Here is a 26,340-nt window from a genome sequence, read left to right as displayed (position 1 = left end):
GCTCAGCGCGCCCCGCGCACCAGCCGACCCGGGCGTGCGCCGGTGTCCACGCTGTCGCGGCGGGTGACGACGCCATTGACCACGGTGGCGCTGTATCCGCTGGCGCCCTGAACCAGTCGCTGGCCACCGGCAGGCAGGTCGTACACCATTTTCGCCGGATGCAACGTCAGCGCGTTCATGTCGATGACGTTGATGTCGGCCTTCTTGCCCTTCTGGATGACGCCGCGATCGGTCAGTCCGAACAGCTGGGCGGTGTCGTGAGATTGCTTGCGCACCACGTACTCCAGTGACAGTTTGTCGCCCCGATGCCGGTCTCGCGCCCAATGCGTCAGCAGGAACGTGGGATACGACGCGTCGCAGATCATGCCGCAATGCGCGCCACCATCGGACAGGCCCATCACCCCCGCAGGGTGGGTCATCATTTCGCGAATCGCATCGCAGTTGCCGTGGGAGTAGTTGAACATCGGCAGCATCAGCATCGACGTCGCGTCGGACTCGAGCATCAGGTCGTACAGCGTGGCGAGCGGATCCTCGCCCCTTCCGGCCGCGATCTTCTCCACTGTGCGATCGTCGGTCGGCTCGTAGTCGGGCGGGTCGCCGATGTGATAGATGCGACCGAGCGAGTGTTGCACGAGGGCGAACATGCCGTCGAACAGCTTCGTCGGGTCAGGGGCCAAGTCGTCTTCGGCCAGGATGGCGGCCTTCACCGCGGGATCAGCGAGCCGTTGAGCCATCTCCGCGCGGCTGCATTCGGCTTTGAGCTGACGGAACGTCGGACGATGGGTAAATGCGTGATGCCCGGGGAAGCCGAACAGCATGCCGAATGGCCGAGCGGCGACCTGCGGAAACAGTCGACTGCCCGATTCGTAAGCCTCCGCGGAGATGTCCATCAGCTCACGCCATAGGTCAGGAGCGGCGTCGACCTGGATCATGGCGAACGACACCGGCCGGTCGATCTCGGCGCTGAGCCGTTTCATCCATTCGAGTTCTTTCTTGGGCGCGACGATGTCCTCGCCCGCGGCACCTTGGGGCGCGAGCTCGAAGACTGCCTGGCCGCCCGCGGCCATCGCACGGCCGAGACCGAACAGTTCGTCTTCCGCGGCGAAGGTCCCCGGGACCGGCTCACCGTCCATCGCGCGGTGACCCAGCGTCCTCGACGTCGAAAGGCCAAGTGCGCCGGCCTCGATCGCTTCTTGCACCAGCCGGGCCATCGCGTCGATGTCCTCGGGGGTAGCGGGCTCGTTCTTGGCGCCGCGCTCGCCCATCGCGTAGGCGCGTATCGCGCCATGGGCGACCTGACTTCCGACGTCGATCGCGAGTTCGTGTCTGCCGATCGTGTCGAGGTATTCGGGGTAGCTCTCCCAGCCCCAGGTCAGCCCCTCGGTGAGCGCGGTACCCGGAATGTCCTCGACGCCCTCCATCAGCTCGATCAGCCAGTCTTCGGAGCCTGGCCGGACGGGGGCGAACCCGACCCCGCAGTTCCCCATGACGACGGTCGTCACGCCGTGCCCGCTCGAGGGCTCGAGCGAGCTATCCCAACTCACCTGGCCGTCGTAATGCGTGTGGATGTCGACGAATCCCGGAGCGACGACTTTGCCCGTCGCGTCGATCGTCTCGGTCGCGTTGCCGTCCAGTGGCGCATCACCGGGACCACGGCGGTGAATCTCGATGATCCGACCGTCCTTGATGCCGACATCGGCCTGGAATCGGTCTCCGCCCGTGCCGTCTACCACGGTTCCGCCAGTGATCTTCAGGTCGAACACGATTTACTCCCTCAACGTCCGGGCTGCCGTTATGGTGGCCAATGTAACACCGTTACAGACGGCGGCAGTCAGAATCGGAGGGGAATCGTGACGCGAACCGCGCCGGCCGGCCGCACCGTCGGCAACCCGACCCAAACACTGCACGAGGATGCCATCGGCACGCCCCCGCAGCGCCCCACCCTCGTCCCTGCCGAGCGCTATTACTCGGCCGAGTTCGCGCGCCTCGAGGTGGAGCGGATGTGGCCCAAGGTGTGGCAGCTCGCCTGCACCGTCGACCACGTCGCCGAACCGGGCGACTATTTCGAGTACCGCTGCGGCCCCAACTCCGTCCTGATCGTGCATGGCGACGACGGCGAACTGCGTGCCTTTCAGAACGTGTGCCGGCATCGAGGCAATTCGTTGTGCGCCGGATCCGGGTCTGACCTCCGTGAATTACGGTGCGGCTATCACGGGTGGACCTGGGATCTGACCGGTGCCCTGCGGCGCGTACCCAACCGCAAGGGCTTCGGCGCACTCCGTCTGTCCGACTTTCCGCTGCTGGGAGTCCGCGTCGACACGTGGGAACGGCTCGTCTTCGTCAGCCTCGACGCCGATGCGATCCCGTTGCGTGACTACCTCGAGGCGATGCCCGACGACATCGCGTGGAACCGGCTCGGCGACTTCCGGTGCTACGCCACCATGACCATCGAGGTCGATGCGAACTGGAAAACGATCGCCGACGGATTCAGCGAGACCTACCACATCCAGACATTGCATCCGGAACTGCACAGGTGCATGGACGACGTGTATGCGCCCCAAGTCATCTGGGGTCACACCGGCAAGTCCGAACAGCTCTACGGTGTGCCGAGCCCGGCCATCAAGGAGTCGGTGACCGACGCCGAGGTGTGGGACGCCTACGTCACCACGCAGGGCGCGCTCATGGGTGTCGAGGACGGCACGCCGTTCCCCCCTGATCAAGGTCAGTCGGCGGCCGACGTAATCGCGGCGCGGACAAAGACTTTCGCCGACAGTCGCGGTGTCGACCTCAGTTGGGCGAGCACCGATCAAGTGATGCGGCTGCACCAGTACAACGTGTTCCCGAACATGTCGCTGCTGACCAACGCCGATCACCTGACGGTGCTGGTCGCACGCCCCGGACCGCATCCCGATCGCGGTGAACTGGTGATGATCGTGTGGATGCGGATGCCTCCGGACGCGCCGCGTATCAAGCCGACCGATGTGCGTATGACGGCAGCCGACGCCCACCCCGGTTTGGTGCTCACACAGGACATCGAGGTGTTGGCGGGCCTGCAACGCGGCCTTCACCAACCAGGGCTCACCCACGTGGTGCTGTCCAACGAGGAACGTCGCGTGATCAACATGCACCGCAACCTCGAGCGCTATTTGAACCTGCCCGAAGCAGATCGCATCACCGGAGGTGAGACGGATGACGTCGCCACGTAGCAAGGGCGGCGCCTCCGTCACGGCCGATCAGATCCTCCAAACCGCCGCCCGGCTGATCGATGTCGACGGAGTGGAGGCGTTCAGCATGCGCCGGCTGGCCGAGCAGCTCGGTGTCGCGGTCACGTCCATCTACTGGCACATCGGCGGCAGGGACAAGCTCTTCGACAGCTTGGTCGAGGGGCTGCTCACACAGATGACGCATCTGCCGAGCGACGGCGACAACCCCGTCGACCGGATTGCGTCGATCGCGCGATCGCAACGCAAGCTGCTCATCGAGAAGCAACATCTGTTGGCCATCGCCCATGAACGCGACCGGACACCACAGCTGTTCCTGCCGATTCAGCAGCGGCTGGCGGCGGAGCTTTCCGAACTGGGCATCACCGGAACCGAAGCGGCGCTGTTGGTGCGCGTTGTCGAAGTGCACGTGATTTCCTCTGCGATCATGCAGTTTTCGGCGGTGCGCGGGGCCAAGCACGACGAAGAGGATCCGTCGCTGTGGGCGGACGCGTGGCCCGACCGGGCACTCGTCGAAGCGCTGCAATCCCCCACCGATTACGACGCAGTGTTCGAGTACGGACTCAACGCGTTGTTGGCGCCGCTCCGTGGGTGACCTGTCGGCCTCCACGGTCATCGCGACCGCAGAGGAGACCACTGATCTGCGCGACTTCGGGGGCGACGAGTGGCGCGAGGCGCTCGAGGTGCTCACTGACTCGCTGAACACCGAGGCCGGACTCACGGAGTTCGGAGAGGTGGTCGCGCACGCCGATCTCGTCGGATCCCTCGCCCGGAGGCTGCAGATCGTCGACTACCGGCGGACCCACCCCGAGGTCGCCGAGGGGCGAATCGAGCGGCCCATTTTCATCGTCGGTCAGGTGCGCACGGGAACGACGATCCTCTTCGAGCTGCTCGCGCAGGACCCCGACGCCAGGGCTCCATTGACGTGGGAAGTCGACGCCCCTTGCCCGCCACCGGAAGCGGCGACACACGACGACGATCCGCGCATCGAGGACAGCCGTCAGATCCAGGAGATGATGACGTCGATCATCCCGGACCTCAAGGCCATGCATCCGATCGGCCCCCTGCTGGCGCAGGAGTGCGTCCGCATCACCGCGATGGATCTGCGAAGCTTCATCTTCCCGACGATCTACCACGTCCCGACCTATGCCCGGTGGCTGCTCGAAACGGATATGGCGTCGGCCTACCAATGGCATCGCGGGTTCCTGCAGCACCTGCAGTCGACGATCCCGGTGAACCGCTGGGTACTCAAGTCGCCCGGGCACATCTGGGCCCTGGACGCGATGATGAAGCACTACCCGGACGCGCGGGTGATCCAGACGCACCGCGATCCCCTGCGGACCATCGCATCGGTGTCCTCGTTGGCATGCACACTGCGGACGTTCGCCGCCGAGCAGACTCCCATCGAGGAGGTCGCCCGCGAGTGGGCCGAATACGTCATCGACGGCATCGACCGCTCGATCGACGCGCGGGAGTCCGGAATCGTCCCGGCGTCGCAGGTGGTCGATGTGCAGTACCAGGCGTTCGCGGCTGACCCGATCGCCACCGTCGCCGCGGCCTATGATCAACTCGGCCTTGCCTTTACAGCCGAAGCCGAATCCAGGATGCGTAGGTTCCTCGACAGCCAACCCGCGCACGAACACGGCGGACACCACTACACGTTCGCTCAAACAGGTTTGGACGAGGGGGAACTGCGCGAGCGGACGTCTCGGTACCAAGATTTCTTCGGTGTCCCCAACGAGCCTCTAGGGTGAGCGCGATGGAACCAGCACTACAGGAAATGCTCGATGAGCATGCGCTAACCAAGCTCGTGCACGCCTATTGCCGCGCCGTGGACCGAGGTGATATCGATGCGCTTCGGGACCTCTATCATCACGACGCCGTCGACGCTCACGGTGGGTTCTCGACGGGTTCGGTCGAGGGGTTTTTCGAGCAGCTAACCGCCTCGCGTCCCTATCTACGGGCGATGCAGCACCACATCACGACGGTCAACTTCGCAGTCGAGGGAAACTCAGCCGAAGGCGAGATCTACAACATCGCGGTCCACACGCTCGCCGGCAAGGAACGAGACGTCGATCTGGTGATCGGCGGGCGCTATCTGGACAAGTACGAGAAGCGTGATGGCACTTGGAAACTACTCGAGCGGACGATCGTCACGGACTGGGCGCGCGTGAGCGATCCGTCCGCGATGGACATGAGCCACCCGATCACCAAGGACACGCTCAAGGGCGCCCTCGACGAGGCGGACCCCTCCTATCAGTTCTTCTCGTTGCTGGTAGGCCCCCAATCAGGATAGGACGGCAGCTAGTGTGCACACAAATCGCAAATCGAGCCGATGTCAGGCTATTTCGCGATCTGACCGCACACTAGACGGCCACGCCCGCGCCATCAGCTGCGTTTCGCTGACGCGACAGGGTCGTCGTCCTCCCACAGCAGCAGCTGACGAACCGCCGGGCGAGATCCGTACGGTTGCAGCATGGTGCTGGCCGGTCGCGGACGCACTCGCAGCGGCCACCAGAACCACCGTCCGAGAAGCACGGCGATGGACGGCGTCATGAACGACCGCACGATCAAGGTGTCGAACAACAGACCGAGGGCGATGGTTGTGCCCAGCTGCCCCAGCACAAGTAAATCGCTGTACACAAAGGACGCCATCGTGAAGGCGAACACCAGCCCGGCCGCGGTGACCACACCACCGGTACCCGCCATGGCCCGGATGATGCCGGTGTTCAATCCGGCGCCGATCTCTTCCTTGAAGCGAGATATCAACAGCAAGTTGTAGTCCGAACCCACGGCCAGCAACAGGATGACCGCGAGCGGAATGATGACCCAATACAACTGCAGGCCAAGGATGTGCTGCCACACCAATATCGACAGGCCCAGTGAGGCTCCGAGTGATAGCGCCACGGTGCCGACGATGACGATCGCGGCCACCAGGCTTCGGGTGATGAACATCATGATGAGCAGAATGAGGCACAGCGAGGAAATGATGACGATCATCAGGTCGTACTTGGCGCCTTCCTGGATGTCCTTGTATGTCGCTGCCGTGCCGCCGATATAGATGTGGGAGCCCGCCAACGGCGTGCCCTTGACGGCCTCCTCTGCCGAGTGCCTGATCGCATCGATATGCGAAATGCCCTGCGGTGTCGCTGGATCGGTGTCGTGGGTGATGATCATCCGTGCGGCTTTGCCGTCGGGCGAGAGGAAAAGTTTCAGACCGCGCTGGAACTCGGCATTCTGGAATACCTCCGGCGGAACGTAAAACGAGTCGTCGGTTTTCGATGCGTCGAACGCTGCTCCCATAGCCGTCGAGTTCTCGAGGGCCGCCGCATTCTGGTCGTAGATTCCCGACAGCGTGGCGTAGTTGGTCATGACCAGATCACGATTGATCTGTTGACTGGCCAGCTGGGGCGGTATCAGCTCAAGCAACTTTGGCTGAATCGAATCCAGCTTGTCCAGGCTCGCGGTGACATTGGCCAGCTGGTCGGTGAGCGCGTTGATGCCGTCGAGCGCATCGAAGAGCGATCGCAACGCAGCGCACATCGGGATGTCGAAACAGTGTGGCTCCCAATAGAAGTAGTTGCGCAGGGGCCGGAACTGGTCATCGAAGTTGGCGATCTTGTCCCGCAGGTCCTTCGCCACCTCGACGGTTTCGTGGAACGCCGCGACCTGTTCGTGCGTCGCATCGTTGGCCTGCTGCTGAAGCGTGGCCTGCTGTCGCAGGATGCCGATGGTCTTGTCGATTTCGTCCACCTGTTTGAGCAGGTCGTTGGCCCGGGCCTGCTGATAGCCGAGGTTCTGTATCTGACCGGCGCTCTGCGCGCTGATCTGGAATGGAATCGACGTGTGGTCCAGCGGAGTGCCCAGCGGGCGCGTAATCGATTGCACCTGAGCGATACCCGTCGTGTGGAACACGGCCTTGGCCACGCGCTCCAAAAGAATCATGTCGGTGGGATTGCGCAGGTCATGATCGGCCTCGATCATCAAGAGTTCGGGGTTGAGCCTGGCCTTCGAGAAATGACGCTCAGCAGCGGCATACCCGACATTGGAGGGTGCGCGGTCGGGCAAGTAGACGCCGGTGTCGTAGCTGGTCTTGTAACCGGGCAGCGCCAGCAGGCCCACGGCGGCCACCGCCATCGTCGCGACCAAGATCGGTCCGGGCCATCGAACGATCGCTGTGCCGATCCGACGCCATCCTCTGGTACGCGCTTTCCGTTTCGGGTCCAGCAGTCCGAAGCGGGCGCCGATGACCATTACCGCGGGCGCCAGCGTGAGCGCCGCCGCCAAGGCCACGAAGACGCCGATCGCGGCGGGTACGCCGAGACTCTCGAAATACGGCAGTCGGGTGAAGCTCAGGCATAGGACTGCGCCTGCGACGGTCAGACCCGACCCCAAAATCACATGGGCCGTGCCCCGATACATGTTGTAGTACGAAGTTTCCCGGTCAATTCCGTTGCTGCGATCTTCGTGGTAGCGGCCCAACAGGAAGATCGCGTAATCCGTGCCAGCCGCGATGACCAGCAGGGTGAGGAGATTGGTCGAGTACGTCGACAGTCCGATGATTCCGGAGTTGCCGAGGAAGGCCACGATGCCACGGGCTGCAGACATTTCGATAAGGACGGTGATCAGCACCAACAGCATGGTGACGATCGAGCGATAGACCAACAGCAGCATCACCGCGATCACCACCACCGTCAGCACGGTGACCTTCGTGGTGCCTTCGTTGCCCACTTCGAACTGATCGGTGACTTGAGGCGCCGGGCCCGCGACATAGGCCTTGATGCCGGGCGGCGCGGGCGTGTTGTTCACGATGTCGCGGATCGCGTCAACGGACTCGATGGACTCAGGTTCGCCCAGGTTGCCGGTGAGGAACACCTGAACATAAGCAGCCTTGCCGTCGGAGCTCTGAGATCCCGCCGCCGTCAACGGGTCTCCCCAGAAGTCCTGGACGTGCTGGACGTGCTTGTGATCCTGCTCGAAACGGTCGATCAGGGTGTCGTAGTACCGATGTGCGTCAGCCCCGAGCGGCTCATCGCCCTCCAGCACAACCATGGCCGCACCGTCGGAATCGAATTCTTGAAAAACGGCGCCAATCTTCTTGAACGCCTGTTGCGATGGTGAATCGGGTGAGCTCATTGCCACGTTGTGCGCTTCGCCGACGACCTCCAGCTGAGGGATGAGGGCATTGGTGAGCCCGGCGACAACCAGCCAGAACAGCACGATCGGAACCGAAAGCACGCGAATCGACTTCGCGATGCGGTCCGTCAGCGGCGTGCGCGATTCTTGATGGGTGGTCATCCCGACTTATCCAGGCAGAAGGTGTAGGCATTCATGGTGTCGACCTGTCTCTCGTCCTTGACCACGTCGTCGATGACGATGCGGCAGCCGAGGGAGTCGCTGTTGCCCTGCGCCATGACGTTGACAAGCACTGCTGTCTGTGTCGTCGTGATGTCGTACCTCCACGGCAAGGTCACATCTTCGGCGCGCTGGGGTTGCGCGTTGACGTCCAGATAATTGATCGTCGCCACGGTGCCCGGCGGCCCGAAAACCTCGAGGACCACGTGCTTGGGATTGAACGGGATGATTTCATCTGAAAGGGCTTCGGCCGTCCCGGTGTCGTGGCCTGAGCCGAAGATGCCATGAAGACGGAATACGGCGTAGCCGGCCACAGCCACCACCACGATGGCGACGATGAACATCCAGCCGCGACCAAGAAGGCGACTCATCGAAAACCCCTGCACCCGCCAGCCTTTCGATCCCGCGACACGAGGCGTCGACTGACCCTATCCCAGTCCAGCGACATATCAACCTCGTTGACAGTACGGTACGGTACCGGACATCTCAAGCCGTACAGCTGCCCCGACTCCGTGGTTCGCGGCGGGTCTTACCGGTTCAGGCGCGTGAGACTCGGAATCATCACCTCATCGACGAGGGATTGCACCGTACGGCGACTCGGCGGCCGCAACGAAAATATGGATCGGAAGATGAGGTAGCCGGGCAACACGTCCCAGAGGTCCTCGGTGATGGCGGCCCGATCGATTTCGCCGCGATCGGCGGCCTGCCCCAATATCTTCTTGAACAGGGCCTTCCGTTGGTCGAGGAACTGGTGCTGCAGGACGTCGTTGAGCGCGGGATTACGCGATACCTCGACCAGCACCGCGCGCATCGTGCTGGCATGCGTCCGGGCCTGATCGCAGATCACCTCGCCCAACTGCACCAGGTCGCCGCGCAAGCTGCCGGTCTCGGGTGCGACGGCGACCTGCCGTACGCCCTCGATGAACGCAGCCAGCACCAACTCCGCCTTGGTGGGCCACCTCCGGTAAACGGTCGCCTTGCTGGCGCGCGCAGTGGCGGCGACGGCGTCCACGGTCAACCCGTCATAACCCTCTTCTTGCAGGAGCTGCAACGTCACGGCAAGGAGTTCGGCCTCCCGAGGCGACCACGGCGAGGACTCTGCAACGTGAGCAGCACTCCGGGTCATGGCCCCACCATAGATCGGTCGGACTCTGTCGACTATTGGCGCACTGTCCAACGCCAGGCATTCGGACCGCCTCGGTATGACGCGTTCCGGCCGCCACGGAGGTCGCGCCATGCAGAATTCTTGCCACGATGACATTGGTCAAATGGTTACCCGGCGTCGCGCAATTTCGGGGATATCAGCGGGGCTGGCTGCGCGGGGACGTCCTGGCGGGCCTGACTGTGGCGGCCTATTTGGTCCCTCAGGTGATGGCCTACGCGACTGTCGCCGGTCTTCCACCGGTGGCCGGGCTGTGGGCGGCGCTCGCGCCTCTTGCCCTCTATGCGCTTCTGGGCTCGTCGCGGCAACTCTCGGTCGGACCTGAATCCACGACCGCATTGATGACTGCCGTCGTTCTCGCTCCCATCGTCATCGGCGATCCAGCGCGCTACGCGGCTCTCGCCGCAGTCCTGGCGTTGCTGGTCGGCGCGATCTGTCTCTTGGGCGGCATCGCACGGCTGGGCTTTCTCGCCAACCTGCTGTCACGCCCCGTACTCATCGGATACATGACGGGTATCGCCATCGTCATGATTGCCAGCCAACTGGGCAAGATCACGGGCGTCGCAGTGCAGGGAGACGAGTTCACGGATCAGATGGCGTCTTTCGCGGCCGGAATCGGACAGGTGCACTGGCCGACGCTGGTGCTGGCCGCTTTGGTGCTGCTGCTCCTGCTGTCTCTGGCGCACTGGCTGCCACGCGCGCCAGGACCGGTGATCGCTGTCCTCGTGGCCACGGCATCTGTCGGCGCCATGTCCTTGGATACGCGCGGGATCGCCGTCGTGGGCGATGTTCCATCTGGCCTACCGACGCCGGGGCTACCACCAGTCTCGTTGAGCGACTTGGCAACACTGGTCGTTCCGGCAGTCGGCATCGCGATCGTCGCTTTCTCCGACAACGTGTTGTCCGCGCGCGCGTTCGCCACCCGTAGAAGCGAAGTGATCGACGCGAACGCGGAACTGCGCGCCGTCGGGATGTGCAACCTCGCCGCCGGGGTGACACACGGTTTTCCGGTCAGCTCGAGCGGCAGCCGCACCGCCATCGGCAACATCGTCGGCAGCCGCACGCAGCTCTATTCACTGACCACGCTCGGATGTGTCATCGTCGTGCTCGTCTTCGCAGGCGGGGTGCTGGCGATGTTTCCGACCGCGGCGCTTGGGGCGTTGGTGGTATTTGCCGCACTGCACTTGATCGACATCGCGGAGTTTCGTCGCCTGGCGCGATTTCGCCGCAGCGAACTGGTCCTCGCATTGGCCACTACGGCCGCCGTGTTGGCCTTCGGCGTGCTCTACGGCGTTGTCGTCGCCGTTGTTCTGTCGATTCTGGAATTGCTGCGACGACTGGCACACGCACATGACAGCGTCCTCGGCTTCGTCCCGGGCATCGCCGGGATGCACGATATCGATGATTACCCAGGCGCTACCCGCGTGCCCGGCCTGGTGGTGTACCGATACGACGCACCGCTGTGCTTCGCCAACGCGGAGGATTTCCGGATACGCGCACTGGCTGCCGTTTTCGACAATCCAGAACCCGTCGAATGGTTTGTGCTCAACGCCGAATCCAATGTGGAGGTCGACTTGACGGCGCTCGACGCCCTGGAGCAGCTACGCGTCGAATTGGCGCGCCGCGGAATCGTTTTCGCAATGGCTAGGGTCAAGCAGGACTTACGCGAGTCGTTGGACGCGGCGGGAATTCTGGACGAAATCGGCGAAGATCGCATCTTCATGACGTTGCCCACCGCTGTGGATGAGTTCAAGCGCCGCAACAGGTCCTGAGCCGTCTGCGACTAGTGCACGGGACAATCGCTTTTCACGGTAAGGGCGCGCACCATCTCAATTTGGTGCCCCCTGTCGGCACCGACTCGATGGTGAACGACCCGCCGGCCTCGTCGGCGCGCTTACGTAGATTCGTCAGCCCGCTGCCGGTGATCTCGCCCTCGATTCCGCGCCCGTTATCGACGACCTCGATGGTCAAGTCGTCCTCGACCACGACGCTGACCGCAAGCGAGGCCGCTTGCGCGTGGCGCACGGCGTTGCTCACCGCTTCTCGGACAACAGCCTCGGCGTGATCGGCGAGCGTCGCATCGACGACCGAAAGCGGTCCCACGTATTGCACGCTGGTGCGCAGATTCGCATTGGCGAACTGAGCGACGGCCTCGTCGAGTCGTTGGCGTAGCCGAGTCACACCGGACGACGATCCATGGAGATCGAAGATCGCCGTCCTGATTTCCTGAATCACCTGTTGGAGGTCGTCGACGCACTCCGTCAGGCGTTGCTGCACTTCCGGTGCCCGTGCCCTCGGGATAGTTCCCTGAAGGGCGAGGCCGACGGCGAACAGCCGCTGGATGACGTGATCGTGCAGGTCTCGGGCGATACGGTCGCGGTCGGTGAGAATGCTGAACTCGCGCATCCGCCGCTGGGTACTTGCCAGCTGCCACGCCAACCCAGCCTGGTCGGCGAAGGCGGTCATCATGTCGAACTGCTCGGAACTGAACGGCGACGCCCCCACCGATCGCAACGCGACCAGAACGCCGGCGACTTCGTCGCTGGCGCGTAGCGGCAGCACCAGCGCGGGACCGGTTGCCGTTCCCTGCAGTTCGATATGGTCGAACCTTCCGGGTGTGCGCTGGACGAAAGCCTCTCCGATCGGCGTTCCCTCGACCGGGATGCTCTGCAGCGACGCAGCGGGACCGTCACCGACGGTCGCCGCGACCATGAGTTCGGTGGTCTCTCCGATCGGTAAGTCCGCGTCGGCCGGCACGGCCACCAGCGTCAGCTCGGCACCGCTGAGATGCCGAGACTCGTCGGCTACGAGCCGGAACACCGTGGCGGGATCCGTCCCCGCCAGCAGTTCGGTTCCGATATCGCGGGTCGCCTCGATCCAGGACTGCCGGGTCCTGGATTGCTCGTACAGCCGGGCGTTGTCGATCGCGATACCTGCGGCCGCCGCCAGTGCCTGGACGAGGACCTCGTCGTCCTCGCTGAATGGCTGCCCTCCCGCCTTCTCCGTCAGATACAGATTGCCGAAAACCTCGTCGCGTATTCGCACCGGTACGCCGAGGAAGGTTTGCATCGGAGGATGGTTCGGTGGGAATCCAACGGACGACGCGTGGTGGGAGATGTTGTCCAGGCGAATCGGCTTCGGGTCGTCGATGAGCACACCGAGGACGCCCCGCCCCTCGGGAAGATGCCCGATCCGCTCGCGCATCTCCTCGTCGATGCCCTCGTAGATGAACTCGACCAGTTCGTGATCGTGGCCGCGCACGCCGAGCGCTCCGTACCCGGCGTCGACCAGTTCGATGGCCGTGTGCACGATCGTCTTCAGGGTCTGATCGAGCTCGAGACCCGAGGTGACCACCAGCATGGCCTCGACCAGCCCGTCGAGGCGGTCGCGGCCCTCGACAATCTGCTCGACCCGGTCCTGCACTTCCATGAGCAGTTCCCGCAGACGAAGCCCTGAGAGGGTGTCACGCAGTTGCGGTGCGCCTGGACCAGCTTTTGATCTCGACCCGTCGGTCACAAGGTCATGGTCCCACCGAACGTGCCGAATTAGCGACGATTCTGGACTCAATTGACGAGGCGGACGGTTCCTGTCAGGCCGACGGTCAGCTGACGGTCGCGATTCCGCCTCGGTCGCATCGTTTTTGCGTCATATCGTCCTCAACGTCGCCTCGGCGTTCGCGCTCCGCGCGCTCCCGTAGGCCGCGCATCATCTTCTGCTCCATGAGGAAATGCACGACATCGAAGGCCGGATGTCCGACGGCTCCCCCACTGCCTCGAACCAGCAGACGGGTCCATGCTTTTTGTGGCCGAAGACAGAACGACCACGCGCCCGTGGCCTTTTCGCCGCGTTGCACGCGTTCGAAGTCTGCCGGTGACACCAGCACCAGGTGTGACTCAGCCTCAACGGCGGCCACGACTTGGCGGGCGGCATCGCCGTACCGGCGGGCGAGCCAAACGGTGTCGCCGACATGCAGGTCTTGCCACTCGGGGTGGATGGTGCTCGCGTTGCGAATGTGTGCGCCGACCATCTGTTCTACCAGCGAGTAGCTGTAGAAGCCGCCGCGGTTCTCGCCAATCTGCACGAGCCATGGCCATACACAGCGAACCGGGGCAGCGATGGTCAGTGCGCGGGTCGTCCGCGCCGCTCCGGCGGCCACGAATTCGTCTCCCGGCAGTGTGGTCGTGATTTCACCGTCGTCGGCACCCCAGGTGTACATCCAGGGCCGCAGTTCGCGTCGGTACATCGCGATGACGGCGACCGCGGCCATCAGTACGGCTAGACATGGTCGTTGTTTGCCCATGCGCCCAACGCTAAAAACTGCGCCACTGCGTGCTAAGGGCCGAAGGTCCTGAGCATCGATGCCGAAAGCGCGCTCTGCTGGTCAGCTGTTGTGTCGGTGGTCTTCCGCGTAGGCCTTGATGACGGCGTCGGTGTCCCCGCCGAGTTGCAGAAATTCCTCGTCGAGAAGCCCGGCAAGGCTGGCAACCGCGGCGGAGATGAGGCTCCCCACCAGCCTTGTCTGCGGCTGTTCGCTGGCGGCAGCCTCGGTAGCGAGTTGGGTGGCGTATTCGAGTGAGACCGCCAGCGAAGCGTCCGCTTCCAGGTCGCGGAAGTAATACGTCGCACCGTATTGCGTGAAGTCGTTTCGCGCCTCGACGACCGCGCCTGCGATTCCGGCGAGAACGTCGGTAGGAATGTCGTCGACGCTCACGTCGGGGTTTGCTCGGCGTGCGTCCCGCAGGGTCGAGAGTTGAAGCGCCAGAACGCGTCTGCGGTGAAGAGCAGGATAAATCTGGAGAACCCAGGACACGGCGGCTGTGAGCAACATGAATCCGAACAGCGCTTCGAGTGGGACGATCAGGCGAAGAAATGGAGACGTGGGCACAATGTCGCCGAATCCGAGGGTGCCGATCGTCACCAGCGAAAGATAGAGCGAATCGAACACTTCGTTGCGGGCAGCGGGATTCAGCTCGGAACTGTAGGCGAAGCTCGCTGGCATTTGGGCGAAGTACAGCATCGCCCATCCGAGGATCGCGATCGCTCCCCAGGTCAAGACGACCAATGCGATCCCCAGAGGCCCGGTCAATGATGCGATCCGACGATCGGACGGGAACAGCCGCAGCAGCCACCACACGAATTTCATCACTTGCGGGGCAATGCTGCCGTGCCCGATCGGATGGAACAGTGTGTGGAACACGTCGCGAACCACCACCGCCACGAGTAGCGCCCCGACTATCGCGATTACCCAGTCCGTCACGCGTCTCCTCGCTGGCAGCCCGGCAGGCCTCCAAAGCTCAGCTCATGAAATCGAAACACCAGCTTATGACTTAGGGCCGAAGGTCCTCGGCCTCGATGCCCAAAACGCCCTACTCTCTCGTCACCTGGCGCCACATGATCGATTGATGGAACACACGGACTGGCTGGTCATGGAGCCTTCAGCGGGGGCTCCTGACGCGCCGTTCCGGGCACGGTTGGCCGGTGCGGGCCGGCACCTGCCGACGACGCACCTGGGCACCGATGAGCTGATGGCCACGACACGGCATCGCACACACATCGACCTGGAACGGCTGACCGGAATCAGAGAACGTCGCGTTTCGGTGGGGGATGAGGATTCCTACAGCCTCGCTACCGCGGCGGCGTTGGACTGCCTCGACAAGGCGCAGGTCGACGCCTCATCAATCGACGTGGTGATCAGCTGCAGCATCACGAAGTTCCAGGATGGCCTGACGCAGTGGCTCGAGCCGACAATGAGCGCGGGCGTCGCACACGCGATCGGGGCACCCGATGCGATGACTTTCGATCTGTCGAACGCATGCGCTGGAATGCTGACCGGAGTCACGGTAGCCAACAACTGGATTCGACAGGGCTCGATCCAACGCGCGTTGGTGGTCAGCGGAGAGTACATCTCGCAGCTGGGGCAGAATGCGGCGCGACATATTCGCACCATCATGAGCAAAGAGCTGGCCTCCCTGACACTCGGTGACGCGGGCGCCGCGCTGCTACTCGAGAGGGCCGCCCCTGGATCCGCGGGTATCGAGCTTGCGGGCTTCACCACCGTGGCCCAATACAGCCGACTCTGCCTGGCATACCCCAAGGGCAGTGAACCTGCTGCGCGAATGTTCACAGACGCACGCGGAATCCACCAGGCCGCGATGTCCAACACTCCAGTCCTATTACACGAAGTGCTTGATGCGGTGGGCATCTCGATACACGACATCGATCACGTAATCACCCACCAGACGTCCGCACGCGCTATCCGCAAGGGTATGGCGCGGGTTTCTGCGGAATTCGGCGACAGCCCTCGACACGATGCGGTGATCACTGTCGACCGGTATGGCAATACCGCATCGACCACCCACACGGTCGCCCTAGTCGAAGAACTGCAGGCGGGAAACATCCGGCCCGGTGAAACGGTCGCATTGATCGCACTCGCGTCCGGTCTGGAGATCGGAATTGTCCTCTTGACGCTGGACGAGAAAATGGTGGATCGCTATGGGCACTGTGATTGACGCCGTCGGCTGCACCCATGGACGCTGGCGCACACGTCACAGCGCCCTTCATCTTGCGGTTGAGTCGGCCGAGGATTGTCTGCGTCATGCCGGACGTACTGCGCGGGAGATCGACCTGTTGATCAATGCCGGGATCTATCGTGACCGCAATTTGGCCGAGCCGGCGCTGGCCGCACTGATCCAGCAGGATGTCGGCGCCAACCCCGAAGAACCACATGAAAACGGCCACGGCACATTTTCGTTCGACGTCGCAAACGGATCTTGCGGTCTCCTCACGGCCTTACAAATCGCGGACGGCTTCCTGAAGTCACACGTGATCAGATGCGCGTTGGTGGTGGCAAGCGATGCGGATCCCGGGCACGGAATGAGCGAACAGTTTCCGTTCGCGGCGGCCGGCGCATCACTATTGTGCACGTGGTCGGACGACGACCGCGGGTTCGGACCAACCTACTGGCAGAATCTCCTCGACCAAGGAGAATCCCTGTCCGCCACAGTCGGGCTAGTTGATCACCGAAATGTTCTTCGCGTTCACGAATCACCCTCACTTGAGCAGAAATTCGCTGACGCTGCATCACGAGCCGTTGACCGGTGCCTTCGCGATGCGTCGCTGACCATCGACGACGTCGACGCAATTGTGGCAACTCCGCCCAGGCCGCAGTATCGCGCCGCGCTCGCGGTCCGACTGGGTGTTTCACCGGAAAGAATCACGATGGCTCACGACGAAAGAATGCACACAGCCGCATTGGCGTCTGCATTCAGCCAGGCGGCGACCGCCGTTGGGGCGACTGGTTCGATTCTCATCGTCGCCGCCGGTGCCGGAGTGACCGTCGGCGCGACGCTGTACCGGTTGTGAATATGGTGAGACCAAAGTCCCTCAACGCGAGGCGGTTTGAATCAAACCCGTCATTGTCGGGCATCTAGATCGTAGGAGTAGTGTCGATGACACAAGCAAAGCCGAGTTTCGCGGTGATACAAGACGCCGTCCGGTTGGCCTGCCGCGCTCCATCGCTGCACAACAGTCAGCCATGGCGGTGGGTTGCCGAAACTTCGACACTCCATCTTTTCGCCGACTTCACACGGGTGATGAACGCCGCTGACCCTGAAGGTCGCGAGATCTACCTCAGCTGTGGCGCCGCACTCGATCATCTGACCGTCGCGATGGCCGCCTTCGGATGGGAAGCTGCCGTGCAGCGCTTCCCCGATCCTGATGATCCTCTTCACGTGGCGGCGATCACCTTCGATTCGGCGCCGCCCGGAATGGCCGCAGACAGTCGAGCCGATGCGCTGGCCATCGGCCGGCGCTTCACGGATCGGCGACCCTACGAGGCTCCTGCTGATTGGGCGAGATTCGAAGTGCTGCTTCGCCAGACCGTCCTCCGCCACCACGTGATGTTCGACACCGTGCTCGACAATGCGCGACCGACCTTAGCGACGGTTTCTCGACTCACGGCGGCGCTCCGGGCAAACGACCCCTCCTATGAAGCAGAACTCAATTGGTGGACCTCACCTTTCGCATCGGGAGATGGGGTGCCGCAATCGGCGCTGCTGTCAGCTGAGGCAGCCGGACTCATCGATGCCGGCCGTCATTTTCCCACCCCTTACGCCTCCCCCCGCACCGAGCACGCCGAAGTCGACCGGTCCAAAATCGTGGTTTTGTCCACTCATCACGAAGATGCCCGGTTGGACGTGTTGCGGTGTGGAGAGGCACTATCGGCGGTTTTGCTCCGGTGCACGGCGAGTGGGCTGGCGACGTGCACCCTCACCCATATGACCGAACTAGCTCAAAGCCGCGAGATCGTCCGTGAATTAACTGGTCAACGGGGTACGCCCCAGCTGCTGATCAGGATCGGATACTCCCGGCCTGCCGATGCGGCATTGGCCGCTACACCGCGCAGGCCGCTGGCCGATGTGCTTGAACGACGTGAATGAACCCGGAGGTACCGAGCACGGGTTCGCACATGGGCGAAAGTTCCCATAGAGGAGTATGTCTCGCGAAGTAGCGCGCACGCGACACAAGTCACTACAACCCGGTGGGATATGTCTCCGGCGTTTCGCCCGCCGTCCACAGACTTGTGACCTCAAGCGGCTCAAGTGCTCTCGTTCTGTCGATGTGGATGATCGCGTCGAACTGCTCGCCTGGGCGGACATGGTAGTAATGGCTCTGTCGTTCAGTCGCCGGGAGATAGATGACGCCGATAGCCCGTCCCAGCCGGACGACGTCCAGAGGATCGGCCGCGGCGCGGCTGATAGACGACGAAACCAAGAATTCGGAACGCTCCGTCTCATGGAACAGTTCCTCGACGCTGCCGTTGAGGGCAGGCCGGACATACTTGCGTTCGGCGATGCCACCCCACTCACTGGCGGCAGTGACCGTGCCCGAATACGTTGTGAACCCGATCAACCGGGAACCCTGTCCATACCGCTCACGCACGAGCTGGCCGAGTGTGAGCTGCCCGTCGCTGCCCGCTTCGGTGGCTCTGGCATCGCCGACATGCGAATTGTGGGCCCACACGACGATTCGGGTGGACTGCTGGTCGTGACGGCGGTCCAGGTGGGCCACCAGAGCGTTCAGAGTATGGGCCATATGCCGATCCCGAAGATTCCAGGACGTGACTCTGCCGCTGAACATGGCTCGGTAGTAGACCTCTGCGTCCCTCACAGTCTGCGCGTTCTGCTGGGCGTAGAACGCCTCATCCTCGGCTAGCAGTCCGTCACGCTGCGCGTATTCCAACGCGGCGCGCTTCATCTCAACCAATTGCTCGACCGCTTCGCGCTCACACGACAGACCGGCGCCGAACGCCGCCGCGAATCCGTACGCCTGACCGTCATCCGCCGATGCGTGGTCGAAGCAGGCGTATCTGGCCCTCGCACGCGCCGCTGCCTGCGGGTCGACAGTGTCGAGATAGGCGATCACTTCTTGCATTGACCGATGCAGGCTGTAGAGGTCAAGGCCGTAGAAACCCGCCTGGTGTCCGCCGACCGTCCGATTGCGCTCGTTATGGTCGTACAGCCAGTCGACAAAATCACGCACCACCACGTTGCGCCACATCCACGCGGGAAACCTCTCGAAGCCTCGCAATGCCTCGTCTGCGGACTGATCTGTGCCTAAACCGTGTACGTATCGGTTGACCCGATATGCGTCGGGCCAGTCGGCTTCGGCGGCAGCGCCGCTGAAGCCTTTTTCTTCGATCAGCCATCTGGTGATCTCGGCACGCGCCCGGTAGAACTCGTCTGTGCCGTGCGAGCTTTCGCCGATCAGTACGATCCGGGCGTCTCCGATGACTTCGTCGAGCACTTCAAACGGCGGAACGCCGCCGGGCGCGTCAATCGCAACGCGACCGATCACTTCCGCGGCGGTCTCCTCGATGCGTATACCAACGGTAGCGAAACCGATTGTCGGAGTGGCGAGTAAGTCACGCACCTCTTGGTCGCTCACCTGCCGGAAATCCCAGAACGACTCTCCGACCGCAAGAAATGGCGTCGGCATCGTTGCACAGACGACGTCGTCGACGATCGCTGAAAACTCGCGGCAAGTCGATTCAGGGGCAGCCGGAACCGCGATCACGATTTCGGCAGGTTCCATCTCCCGCAGGGCCTGCACTGCAGCGAACATGCTGGCGCCGGTCGCAAGACCATCGTCGACGAGGATCACGGTCTTGTTCGTGAGATCCAACGGCGGCCGACCGCCGCGGTAGGCGGTCTCACGCCGGATGAGCTCTCGGCCCTCGCGTTCGGCGACATCCCGCAGCTGTTGCGGCGTGACTCGTAGCGCCCGCAGTACGTCGTCATTGACGACGACGCGCCCGCCGCTGGCCAAGGCGCCGACGGCGAACTCCTCATGACCCGGCGCACCGAGCTTCCGCACCACGAAGGCGTCAAGGGGCGCAGCCAAGGCCGCCGCGACTTCCCATGCGACGGGAATGCCGCCGCGAGGCAAGCCGAGCACAATGACACCTTCGCGTCCACGGTATGCGCCGAGCATGCCGGCCAGCACACGACCAGCTTCGCGACGATCGCGAAAGACGCGTCTGGGTTTGCTATTCAAAACCTCTGAGGCACGCGTCATTTCGGCCCTCCGTCGTCAATAATTGTCAGTACAGCAAATTCGCCGGTTGATGGGTAACGGACTCGATGTCGTGTGCAGCCACCGCCATCAACCGCCTCCCCAGATCCGACAAGGCACGTCCGACGGCGAGTTCGTCACCGATCTCGGCGATATCCCGGTCATCGGGATTGAGCCTCGCGGTACCGATACCGACTTCTTCTTTTTCGCGCCAGCGCAGCCGCGCCTTGGCTCTGGTGAGTCCCATGTGCTCGTCGATCGACACGTCGACAGTCCAGTTCTTCTCCACGACATCCGATCGTTCGCCAGTCATCGCAGTCATCTCCTTCACAACGTCACTCCCAACATGCATCCGACCACCCGACGACGGGTCCCGGTAGGGCCTGAAGACCCCGCCCAGCGGGCCGTTCGGAGGCCACACGCACATCCATCGGTCGACGGAGTGACCCTGCGTGTCTCGACGGCCGGCGTCGTCGTCGCCGACGTGCGAAGAAGTGCTGCGGCGAAACGTCGATCGGATCAGGGACTAGCGACCCTAGCCGGGTTGTACCCGGCCAGCGCACCCTTAGGTCATGATCAAAAACGGACTGCGGCTCGCCGGAACACTGGCGTTCCTGTACGCAGCGCGGCGGTACTACCGCAACTGGGGCACCACGAAGGAAGAGTGCCAGATGTTCCTCGACGGCGATGACCTCATCGCCGGACCCGGTGTGCGGAGCACCGAAGCGGTGTGGATTGACGGTCCGCCCGATGCGATCTGGCCGTGGCTGGTTCAGATGGGCCAAGATCGCGGCGGGCTCTACACCTTCGAGAAGTTGGAGAACTTCGCCGGGTTGCGGTACGTCAACGCAGACCGCATTCATCCCGAATGGCAACACCTCGCGCCGGGTGACACGATCAGGCTTGTTCCCAAGGGCTGGATGGGGTTACGCGAAGGGTTCGTGCTCGAGGTGGTGGAGGTCGCCGATCAGCAATCCATCGTGTTGCGAGCTTCTGCGGGCCGAGGAACTGACCGCGAATGGAACGTGGTGTGGTCGTTCCATGTCATTCCGCATTGGGATGATCGCTGCCGGCTTCTCATTCGCATCCGATCACCGTTGCGTCGTCCCGGCCAGGCGTTGGTCACCGAGCTCGCTGGGCCGGTAACGGCTTTTGTGACGCGGGGGATCTTGCTCGGCATCAAACGCAGGGTGCAACAACAGGTCCAGGCTGAAACCGCGGCTGCCGAAGCGAGCGACGACCTACACCGGATCGTCTAGGTGGGCGTGGGCGCGGCGACTCAAGCGATGGTGAACTCGCGGTCCGGCTCAGAGCCGAAGGTGAAGCGCCGGCCGCTGATGCTCAGCGGGCGGATGCGCACGTAGTGCTGCTTGACCGTGGCGGTCCACGGGAGCAGCTGTGCCCGTTCGGCCTCGTCGATCTCGGCATCGGTACGCATTGACCGTGCTATCCCCTTGACGATGACGCTCCAGCCCTCGACGGCGTTGTGGTCGTCGACTTCGAACAGCACGTTGTTGTTGATGGCCGAGCTGACCAATTTGGTGCCCTCAGCTGTGCGAAACAACACCGTCTTGTGCTGGACGGCGAAGTTGACGGGAAAGATGTCCGGCTGACCGTCGACGCTCGTGACAAGCCGTCCCAGGGAGACACTAGACATGAGGCTCCAGCATTCCGTCTCCGACAGGATGGAGATCGGTTGAGTCGGTGTGGTCATGGCCGCAACGTTACCGAACGTCTGTGCCCGAGAATGCGGCCAAAAGTCCCACAAATTCAGGACTCAAAGGACGTGGACATCTGGCAGCGCCGGAATGACACCCTTACAGCCCGCCTAACCACGACTTCGTATCGAACGCTCCTCGAGCGGATGGCAGTTGCGGCAGCTCGCAGGTCACGAGTCACCCGATGATGGGCAGCCGACGCTTGCGCGCCAATGCGACCAGGGCGTGCTGCATCACCGCGCGCACGTGGGCGTCGACCCTGTGCACATCGGGTTGGTCCCCGAACTCCGCGGCGACGTCGATCGCCGGCAACACTTGCGTGACGATCTTTGTCGGCAGCGGCATGTTGATCGGCAACACCACGCTGACGCCGAACGGGAATCCGATGGTTATCGGAAGGATGTTGGTCCGAAAGAGATTGCGCTCGAACGTCGTCAGCCGCAGCGCACGTGCCAACCACCGTCCTCTGGTCAGGTAGAACTGGTTCTCCTGGCCGCCGATCGATACCGCGGGAACGATGGGGACGCCGGCCTCGATCGCCGTCGTCACGTACCCGGTACGCCCGCCGAAATCGATGACGTTCTCCCGCCGGGTGGGCCGGTAGACGTCGTAGTCCCCACCAGGGAAGACGAGCACCAGGCCACCGGTCGCCAGCGCCTCGGCGGCGTGCTCGGGGGTGGCTCGGATGACACCGGTGCGCTCGAGAAACCCGGCCACCGGTCCGCGAAACATGTTGTCGTGGGCCAGCGCGTAGAGCGGCCGCTCGTATCCGAAGGTCTTGTAGTAGTCGACGGCCAGTACCGACAGGTCGACTGTGATGAGCCCACCCGAGTGATTCGCCACCATCAGCGCCGGCCCACGCGGAATGTTTTCCAATCCGAGTACCTGAGAACGGAAGTAGCTCTTCACGATCGGGCGGTGCAGGTCAACGACGCGTCGGGTGAGACCCCGGTCCCACTTCGCCACTACCGAAGGTTCGTCGGCCATTCGTCCCACTCCGTCAGTCGGCGCCGGAGCGGGCGCGGCGCGTTGAGCCGATCGAGCGGCTTACGCGTCGACGTCGCTGACAGCCCGTTTCGTTCGTCATCCCGGTACATCGTGACGTCGGTTCACGCGCGCCGACGCCCCTGGCTGCTGTACCGCGTCAGACGGCTCGCCCGGCGCCGACCGCCCTGGAACAACGCGCAATGCCAGCGCACCTAGTGCGAGCACCGACACCGCAGGAGTGAGGAACAGCAGTATCGCCCAGGCGAGCCCGACGCCCACCCCGCTCAGCGCCTTCACCAACGTGAAGACCGCGACGAGCCAGCTGACGCCGCCTGCGACGACCGCGACCACGGCCGCGACGGCCACCGCGGTTCCAAGCCCATAGTGCCGGAATCCCGTAGCGGCCAACAACGTCGCCGTGGGAGCGAGAATCACCAGGGCACCCAACCACGGCACGTCCGTGCCGAGGCGCAACCCCGGCACGAGCACGAGCATCGCGAGGCCGGCGGCGCCGACGATGCCGGCGACCGCGATGCCTCGACCGTTCCTCCTAGACATGGCCCAAGCCAAGCGCCAACACCTCGTCGAAACCGGCGACGAGGCTATCCATGAATACGTCGTGGTCGGGAATCGCGCCGGTGTCCACGTCGATGCCGAGAGTGCACACGTCCACGTATGTCAACAACGTGACATTGACCGCCGAGCCGATCGTCGGGCCGAATGCGTACTGCGTCAACACCTTGGCGCCACCAAGGAACACGGGCACCGGTATCCCCGGCACGTCGCTGCACAGGAAGTCGACATTGCGCAGGATCGAGCCGATGTACCAGCGCGGCATCATGTTCAGAGCGCCGGCGATCCACTGCGTGTACGGCAGCGACTTCTCGTGACGCACCTTTCCGGTTCTGTCGTGGATCTGGCGGATTCGCTCCTCGGGATCGGCGGTGCCGACCGGCACGTCGAACCGCATGATGGTGATTCGGTTGCCGCCCATGTCGTCGCCCTCTTCGCGCAGACTCATGGGCATCGTCAGGTGAAGGTCGCCGACCGTGACGCCGTGCTCTTCGTGGTAGAGGCGCAGTCCCCCGGCGACGCCGGCGACGAACGCGTCGTTCAACGCACCGCCGCCCTGGTGCGCGGCGGCCCTGAGCTGTCCGAACGGGACTTCGAGCACGCCGAGCCTGCGGACAAGGCTGCGGTTGTTCATCAGCGACGAGCCGGTCCGGCTGACCGGGCGCATGGTGCGGTAGACCGAGGCGGCCAACTCGGCTGCCGACGAAACGGTTTCCACCGGGTTCAGAATGCCGTTGGCAATCAGCTTCGGAGCCGTCCTCAGAGCGCCCGTCACCGCCTCCGTCACCAAGCCGGCGCCGTATCGCGCGGTGTCACGGTAGCTGCGTAGCCACGGCGGCGGCGGCTCCTCGGGCAGTGCCGCGACCGAACCGTGTTTATCGGGAACCTCGGACAGATCGAAGAGGATCATTCCGATCTGGATGCCTCCGACTCCGTCGGTCAGCGCATGGTGGAACTTGAGCAGCATTGCCGCGCCGCCGTTTTCGAGTCCATCGATCAACGTGGCCTCCCACAGGGGGCGGGCCCGGTCGAAGTCCTCCATGGCCGCGACCCGCGCCATCTCCAGCACCGTGTCGATGGTGCCGGGCGAGGGTGCCGTCACTCGGCGCATGTGGAAGTCGAGGTCGAAGTCTGGGGCGTGCTCCCACCTCGGCGGTGCGGGCGGCGGCGATGGAACGACACGCTGGCGCACCATCGGCACCATGCGCGAAATGACGTCGAAGCGATCGCGCACTTCGTCCCAATCCGGCGATCGGTCGAGCATGATCACCGTGACCACCGTGGATCGCAACCGAGGATCGCTTTCCATCGCCCAGGTGAAAGCATCACTGCTTCGCATGAATTCGGTCATTTGTGGTCACCGACAGCTCGTGTCTGTCCTCGCGAGCCACCGAGCGTCGCCAAGTGTCCTACGGCGTCCTCGATCCCCCGGGCGAGCGCGTCGACGTCGGGTGCGTTGTCAAAATCTGCGGTGATGCCGAAGAAGAAGCGGTCGGCGTAGCTGAGCATCGCGATACCGGTGCGCAGGTGAAGGGCGATCGGCGGCACCGGCAGGATCTCCAACACGTCCCGACCCATCAACCGCTGCCGGGTGCGGGGTCCCGGCACGTTCGTCGCCAACGCGGATACCGACTTCTGCGGCAGGCGGGTCAGCAGTCGAATCGCCCACGCCGAGAATGCAAATGGAATGCTTCCCGTCACGGCGAGAACGGCACTGCCGCCCTCCCGTTGACCGCTTCCCTTGGCCTCGACCAGTCGCTGGTGGACGATCTCCAACTGCTTGACGGGATCGGGTTCATCGACGGGCAAGAGGGGCAGCATCGCCGACACCCGGTTGTCAGTCACATCGAAGTCGTCCACCGAACGCATCGAGACGGGGACCAGCGTGCGCAGTGCATGGGGTCCCGGCGTTTCGCCGCGGTCGAGCAAGATCGTCCGGTAACCGCTGGTGATTGCCGCCAGCGCCACGTCGTTGAGCGTGACGTCGAAATCCCGGCACACCTGCTTCATCACGGCCAGGTCGACGCGCGCGGCGCTGTAGCGACGCATCTTCGTGATGGGTCCGTTCAGTGAAGAATCCTGCGCGGTGGTGAGCACACGAGCCGTTAGTTCGGCCGCCCCGACCACGGCGTGTTCGGCGGCGCTGGTCGCTGCGAGCGTCGCCTGCCAAATGCCGCCCATCCAGTTCAGCGGGTTCAGCCTCGGCCGCAGCAGATCGAGGATGGATTCGCCGGACTCCCGCGCTGCGCGGATACTGGTCGCGAAGGTCTCCTGAGCGCCACCGTCGCTGAGCTTTGCCAGCATCTGCGTGGTGGCGATGCCGTCGGCTATGCAGTGGTGGATCTTCATCAACAGCGCCCACCTATCGTCGGTGAGTCCCTCGATGATCCAGCACTCCCACAGCGGGCGGTCGCGGTCCAGCCGTTGTTCCATGATGCCGGCGATCGCCCCGAACAGCGCGGAGTCATCCCCCGGATGAGGCAACGCGATTCGGTGGAGGTGATGCGCAACATCGAAGTGGGGGTCGTGCACCCATTCCGGTGCGCCGAGGTCGAACGGGTGCGTGCGCAGCACTTGGGTGCAGCGCGGGATGGCCTGCGCTCGAGCGGCGAACGCCGACACCAGATCGCCGTAGTCGGGCGGCGGTCCTTCCACGATCGACACGCCGCCGACCGCCAGGCTCACGTGGGAATCGGAATCCTCGGCCTGCAGGAAGCTCGCATCCAGCGTCGTGAGGTGCTCCATGCGTCGA

23 protein-coding genes are annotated in these 26,340 nt (G+C 63.6%); 9 read left to right on the top strand and 14 right to left on the bottom strand.

The window, feature by feature from the left end; all coding sequences use genetic code 11:
- Positions 1-2: 2 nt before the first annotated feature.
- Positions 3-1,763 carry an N-acyl-D-amino-acid deacylase family protein gene (locus M1248_RS17445; protein ID WP_317149188.1) on the bottom strand — a complete coding sequence of 587 codons (1,761 nt, stop codon included), beginning with the start codon at positions 1,761-1,763 and terminating at the stop codon, positions 3-5.
- Positions 1,764-1,850: 87 nt separating this feature from the next.
- Between M1248_RS17445 and M1248_RS17440 the strand changes: the two genes are divergently transcribed.
- From M1248_RS17440 to M1248_RS17425, 4 genes are read left to right on the top strand one after another with little or no spacing between them, the layout of a single operon-like run.
- Entirely contained in the window at positions 1,851-3,206 is a 1,356-nt protein-coding gene (locus M1248_RS17440; protein ID WP_317149187.1) for an aromatic ring-hydroxylating dioxygenase subunit alpha, read from the top strand.
- The gene (locus tag M1248_RS17435; RefSeq protein ID WP_317149186.1) at positions 3,190-3,816 is read left to right on the top strand and encodes a TetR/AcrR family transcriptional regulator; all 627 of its coding nucleotides are present in this window, start codon (positions 3,190-3,192) and stop codon (positions 3,814-3,816) included. Before M1248_RS17440 ends, M1248_RS17435 begins: the two co-directional genes overlap by 17 nt.
- Positions 3,809-4,975: a sulfotransferase gene (locus M1248_RS17430; protein ID WP_317149185.1), complete on the top strand. Its 1,167-nt coding sequence runs from the start codon at positions 3,809-3,811 to the stop codon at positions 4,973-4,975. Before M1248_RS17435 ends, M1248_RS17430 begins: the two co-directional genes overlap by 8 nt.
- A 5-nt stretch (positions 4,976-4,980) precedes the next feature.
- Positions 4,981-5,517, top strand: coding sequence for a nuclear transport factor 2 family protein (locus tag M1248_RS17425; protein ID WP_317149184.1), 537 nt, complete (start codon positions 4,981-4,983; stop codon positions 5,515-5,517).
- A 92-nt stretch (positions 5,518-5,609) separates the two neighbouring features.
- Here the strand turns inward: M1248_RS17425 and M1248_RS17420 are convergent, their stop codons facing one another.
- The 3 genes from M1248_RS17420 to M1248_RS17410 all read right to left on the bottom strand — a co-directional run bounded on the left by M1248_RS17420 (position 5,610) and on the right by M1248_RS17410 (position 9,702).
- Positions 5,610-8,519 carry an MMPL family transporter gene (locus M1248_RS17420; RefSeq protein WP_317149183.1) on the bottom strand — a complete coding sequence of 970 codons (2,910 nt, stop codon included), beginning with the start codon at positions 8,517-8,519 and terminating at the stop codon, positions 5,610-5,612.
- Positions 8,516-8,947, bottom strand: a complete 432-nt coding sequence (locus tag M1248_RS17415) for an MmpS family transport accessory protein (RefSeq protein ID WP_317149182.1) — start codon at positions 8,945-8,947, stop codon at positions 8,516-8,518. The genes M1248_RS17420 and M1248_RS17415 overlap by 4 nt, the downstream gene beginning before the upstream one ends.
- A 158-nt stretch (positions 8,948-9,105) precedes the next feature.
- Positions 9,106-9,702 carry a TetR/AcrR family transcriptional regulator gene (locus M1248_RS17410; protein ID WP_317149181.1) on the bottom strand — a complete coding sequence of 199 codons (597 nt, stop codon included), beginning with the start codon at positions 9,700-9,702 and terminating at the stop codon, positions 9,106-9,108.
- A 116-nt stretch (positions 9,703-9,818) separates the two neighbouring features.
- Between M1248_RS17410 and M1248_RS17405 the strand changes: the two genes are divergently transcribed.
- Positions 9,819-11,510, top strand: a complete 1,692-nt coding sequence (locus M1248_RS17405) for a SulP family inorganic anion transporter (RefSeq protein WP_317149216.1) — start codon at positions 9,819-9,821, stop codon at positions 11,508-11,510.
- Positions 11,511-11,544: 34 nt separating this feature from the next.
- Here M1248_RS17405 and M1248_RS17400 read toward each other — a convergent pair whose 3' ends face one another.
- The 3 genes from M1248_RS17400 to M1248_RS17390 all read right to left on the bottom strand — a co-directional run bounded on the left by M1248_RS17400 (position 11,545) and on the right by M1248_RS17390 (position 14,995).
- Complete coding sequence (locus tag M1248_RS17400; protein WP_317149180.1) at positions 11,545-13,167, bottom strand: GAF domain-containing sensor histidine kinase; 1,623 nt, start codon at positions 13,165-13,167, stop codon at positions 11,545-11,547.
- Positions 13,168-13,339: 172 nt separating this feature from the next.
- Positions 13,340-14,038, bottom strand: a complete 699-nt coding sequence (locus M1248_RS17395; RefSeq protein WP_317149179.1) for a hypothetical protein — start codon at positions 14,036-14,038, stop codon at positions 13,340-13,342.
- 81 nt (positions 14,039-14,119) lie between these two features.
- Complete coding sequence (locus M1248_RS17390) at positions 14,120-14,995, bottom strand: potassium channel family protein (RefSeq protein WP_232076045.1); 876 nt, start codon at positions 14,993-14,995, stop codon at positions 14,120-14,122.
- A gap of 145 nt (positions 14,996-15,140) precedes the next feature.
- Here M1248_RS17390 and M1248_RS17385 point away from each other — a divergent pair, with 145 nt between their 5' ends.
- From M1248_RS17385 to M1248_RS17375, 3 genes are all read left to right on the top strand, one after another.
- On the top strand, positions 15,141-16,247 hold the full coding sequence (locus M1248_RS17385; RefSeq protein ID WP_163724812.1) for a 3-oxoacyl-ACP synthase III family protein: 1,107 nt from the start codon (positions 15,141-15,143) through the stop codon (positions 16,245-16,247).
- Positions 16,231-17,100 (top strand): 3-oxoacyl-ACP synthase III family protein, encoded by an 870-nt coding sequence (locus M1248_RS17380; protein WP_317149178.1) that lies wholly within the window; start codon positions 16,231-16,233, stop codon positions 17,098-17,100. The genes M1248_RS17385 and M1248_RS17380 overlap by 17 nt, the downstream gene beginning before the upstream one ends.
- Positions 17,101-17,186: 86 nt before the next feature.
- The gene (locus tag M1248_RS17375; protein WP_163724806.1) at positions 17,187-18,176 is read left to right on the top strand and encodes an Acg family FMN-binding oxidoreductase; all 990 of its coding nucleotides are present in this window, start codon (positions 17,187-17,189) and stop codon (positions 18,174-18,176) included.
- Between the two features lie 91 nt (positions 18,177-18,267).
- On the opposite strand, the gene M1248_RS17370 is transcribed toward M1248_RS17375, so the two are convergent.
- Both M1248_RS17370 and M1248_RS17365 read right to left on the bottom strand, forming a co-directional pair.
- Entirely contained in the window at positions 18,268-20,313 is a 2,046-nt protein-coding gene (locus tag M1248_RS17370) for an erythromycin esterase family protein (protein ID WP_317149177.1), read from the bottom strand.
- A gap of 25 nt (positions 20,314-20,338) precedes the next feature.
- Complete coding sequence (locus M1248_RS17365) at positions 20,339-20,623, bottom strand: DUF1876 domain-containing protein (RefSeq protein WP_163724798.1); 285 nt, start codon at positions 20,621-20,623, stop codon at positions 20,339-20,341.
- Positions 20,624-20,882: 259 nt separating this feature from the next.
- On the opposite strand from M1248_RS17365, the gene M1248_RS17360 reads away from it, so the two are divergent.
- The gene (locus M1248_RS17360; RefSeq protein WP_317149176.1) at positions 20,883-21,569 is read left to right on the top strand and encodes an SRPBCC family protein; all 687 of its coding nucleotides are present in this window, start codon (positions 20,883-20,885) and stop codon (positions 21,567-21,569) included.
- Between the two features lie 20 nt (positions 21,570-21,589).
- Here M1248_RS17360 and M1248_RS17355 read toward each other — a convergent pair whose 3' ends face one another.
- The 5 genes from M1248_RS17355 to M1248_RS17335 all read right to left on the bottom strand — a co-directional run bounded on the left by M1248_RS17355 (position 21,590) and on the right by M1248_RS17335 (position 26,333).
- Positions 21,590-22,024, bottom strand: a complete 435-nt coding sequence (locus tag M1248_RS17355; protein WP_163724794.1) for a pyridoxamine 5'-phosphate oxidase family protein — start codon at positions 22,022-22,024, stop codon at positions 21,590-21,592.
- A gap of 181 nt (positions 22,025-22,205) precedes the next feature.
- The gene (locus M1248_RS17350; RefSeq protein ID WP_163724792.1) at positions 22,206-23,015 is read right to left on the bottom strand and encodes a lysophospholipid acyltransferase family protein; all 810 of its coding nucleotides are present in this window, start codon (positions 23,013-23,015) and stop codon (positions 22,206-22,208) included.
- A gap of 96 nt (positions 23,016-23,111) precedes the next feature.
- The gene (locus tag M1248_RS17345) at positions 23,112-23,573 is read right to left on the bottom strand and encodes a hypothetical protein (RefSeq protein WP_232076044.1); all 462 of its coding nucleotides are present in this window, start codon (positions 23,571-23,573) and stop codon (positions 23,112-23,114) included.
- Positions 23,566-24,939, bottom strand: coding sequence for a wax ester/triacylglycerol synthase domain-containing protein (locus M1248_RS17340; RefSeq protein WP_317149175.1), 1,374 nt, complete (start codon positions 24,937-24,939; stop codon positions 23,566-23,568). The genes M1248_RS17345 and M1248_RS17340 overlap by 8 nt, the downstream gene beginning before the upstream one ends.
- Positions 24,936-26,333, bottom strand: a complete 1,398-nt coding sequence (locus M1248_RS17335) for a wax ester/triacylglycerol synthase family O-acyltransferase (protein WP_317149174.1) — start codon at positions 26,331-26,333, stop codon at positions 24,936-24,938. The genes M1248_RS17340 and M1248_RS17335 overlap by 4 nt, the downstream gene beginning before the upstream one ends.
- Positions 26,334-26,340: the final 7 nt, after the last annotated feature.

This window comes from Mycobacterium sp. 29Ha, assembly GCF_032883055.1.
Lineage (GTDB): Bacteria > Actinomycetota > Actinomycetes > Mycobacteriales > Mycobacteriaceae > Mycobacterium > Mycobacterium gallinarum.
The sequence above is the reverse complement of the archived record's forward strand: the minus strand, read 5'-3'. Positions and strand labels throughout refer to the sequence as shown.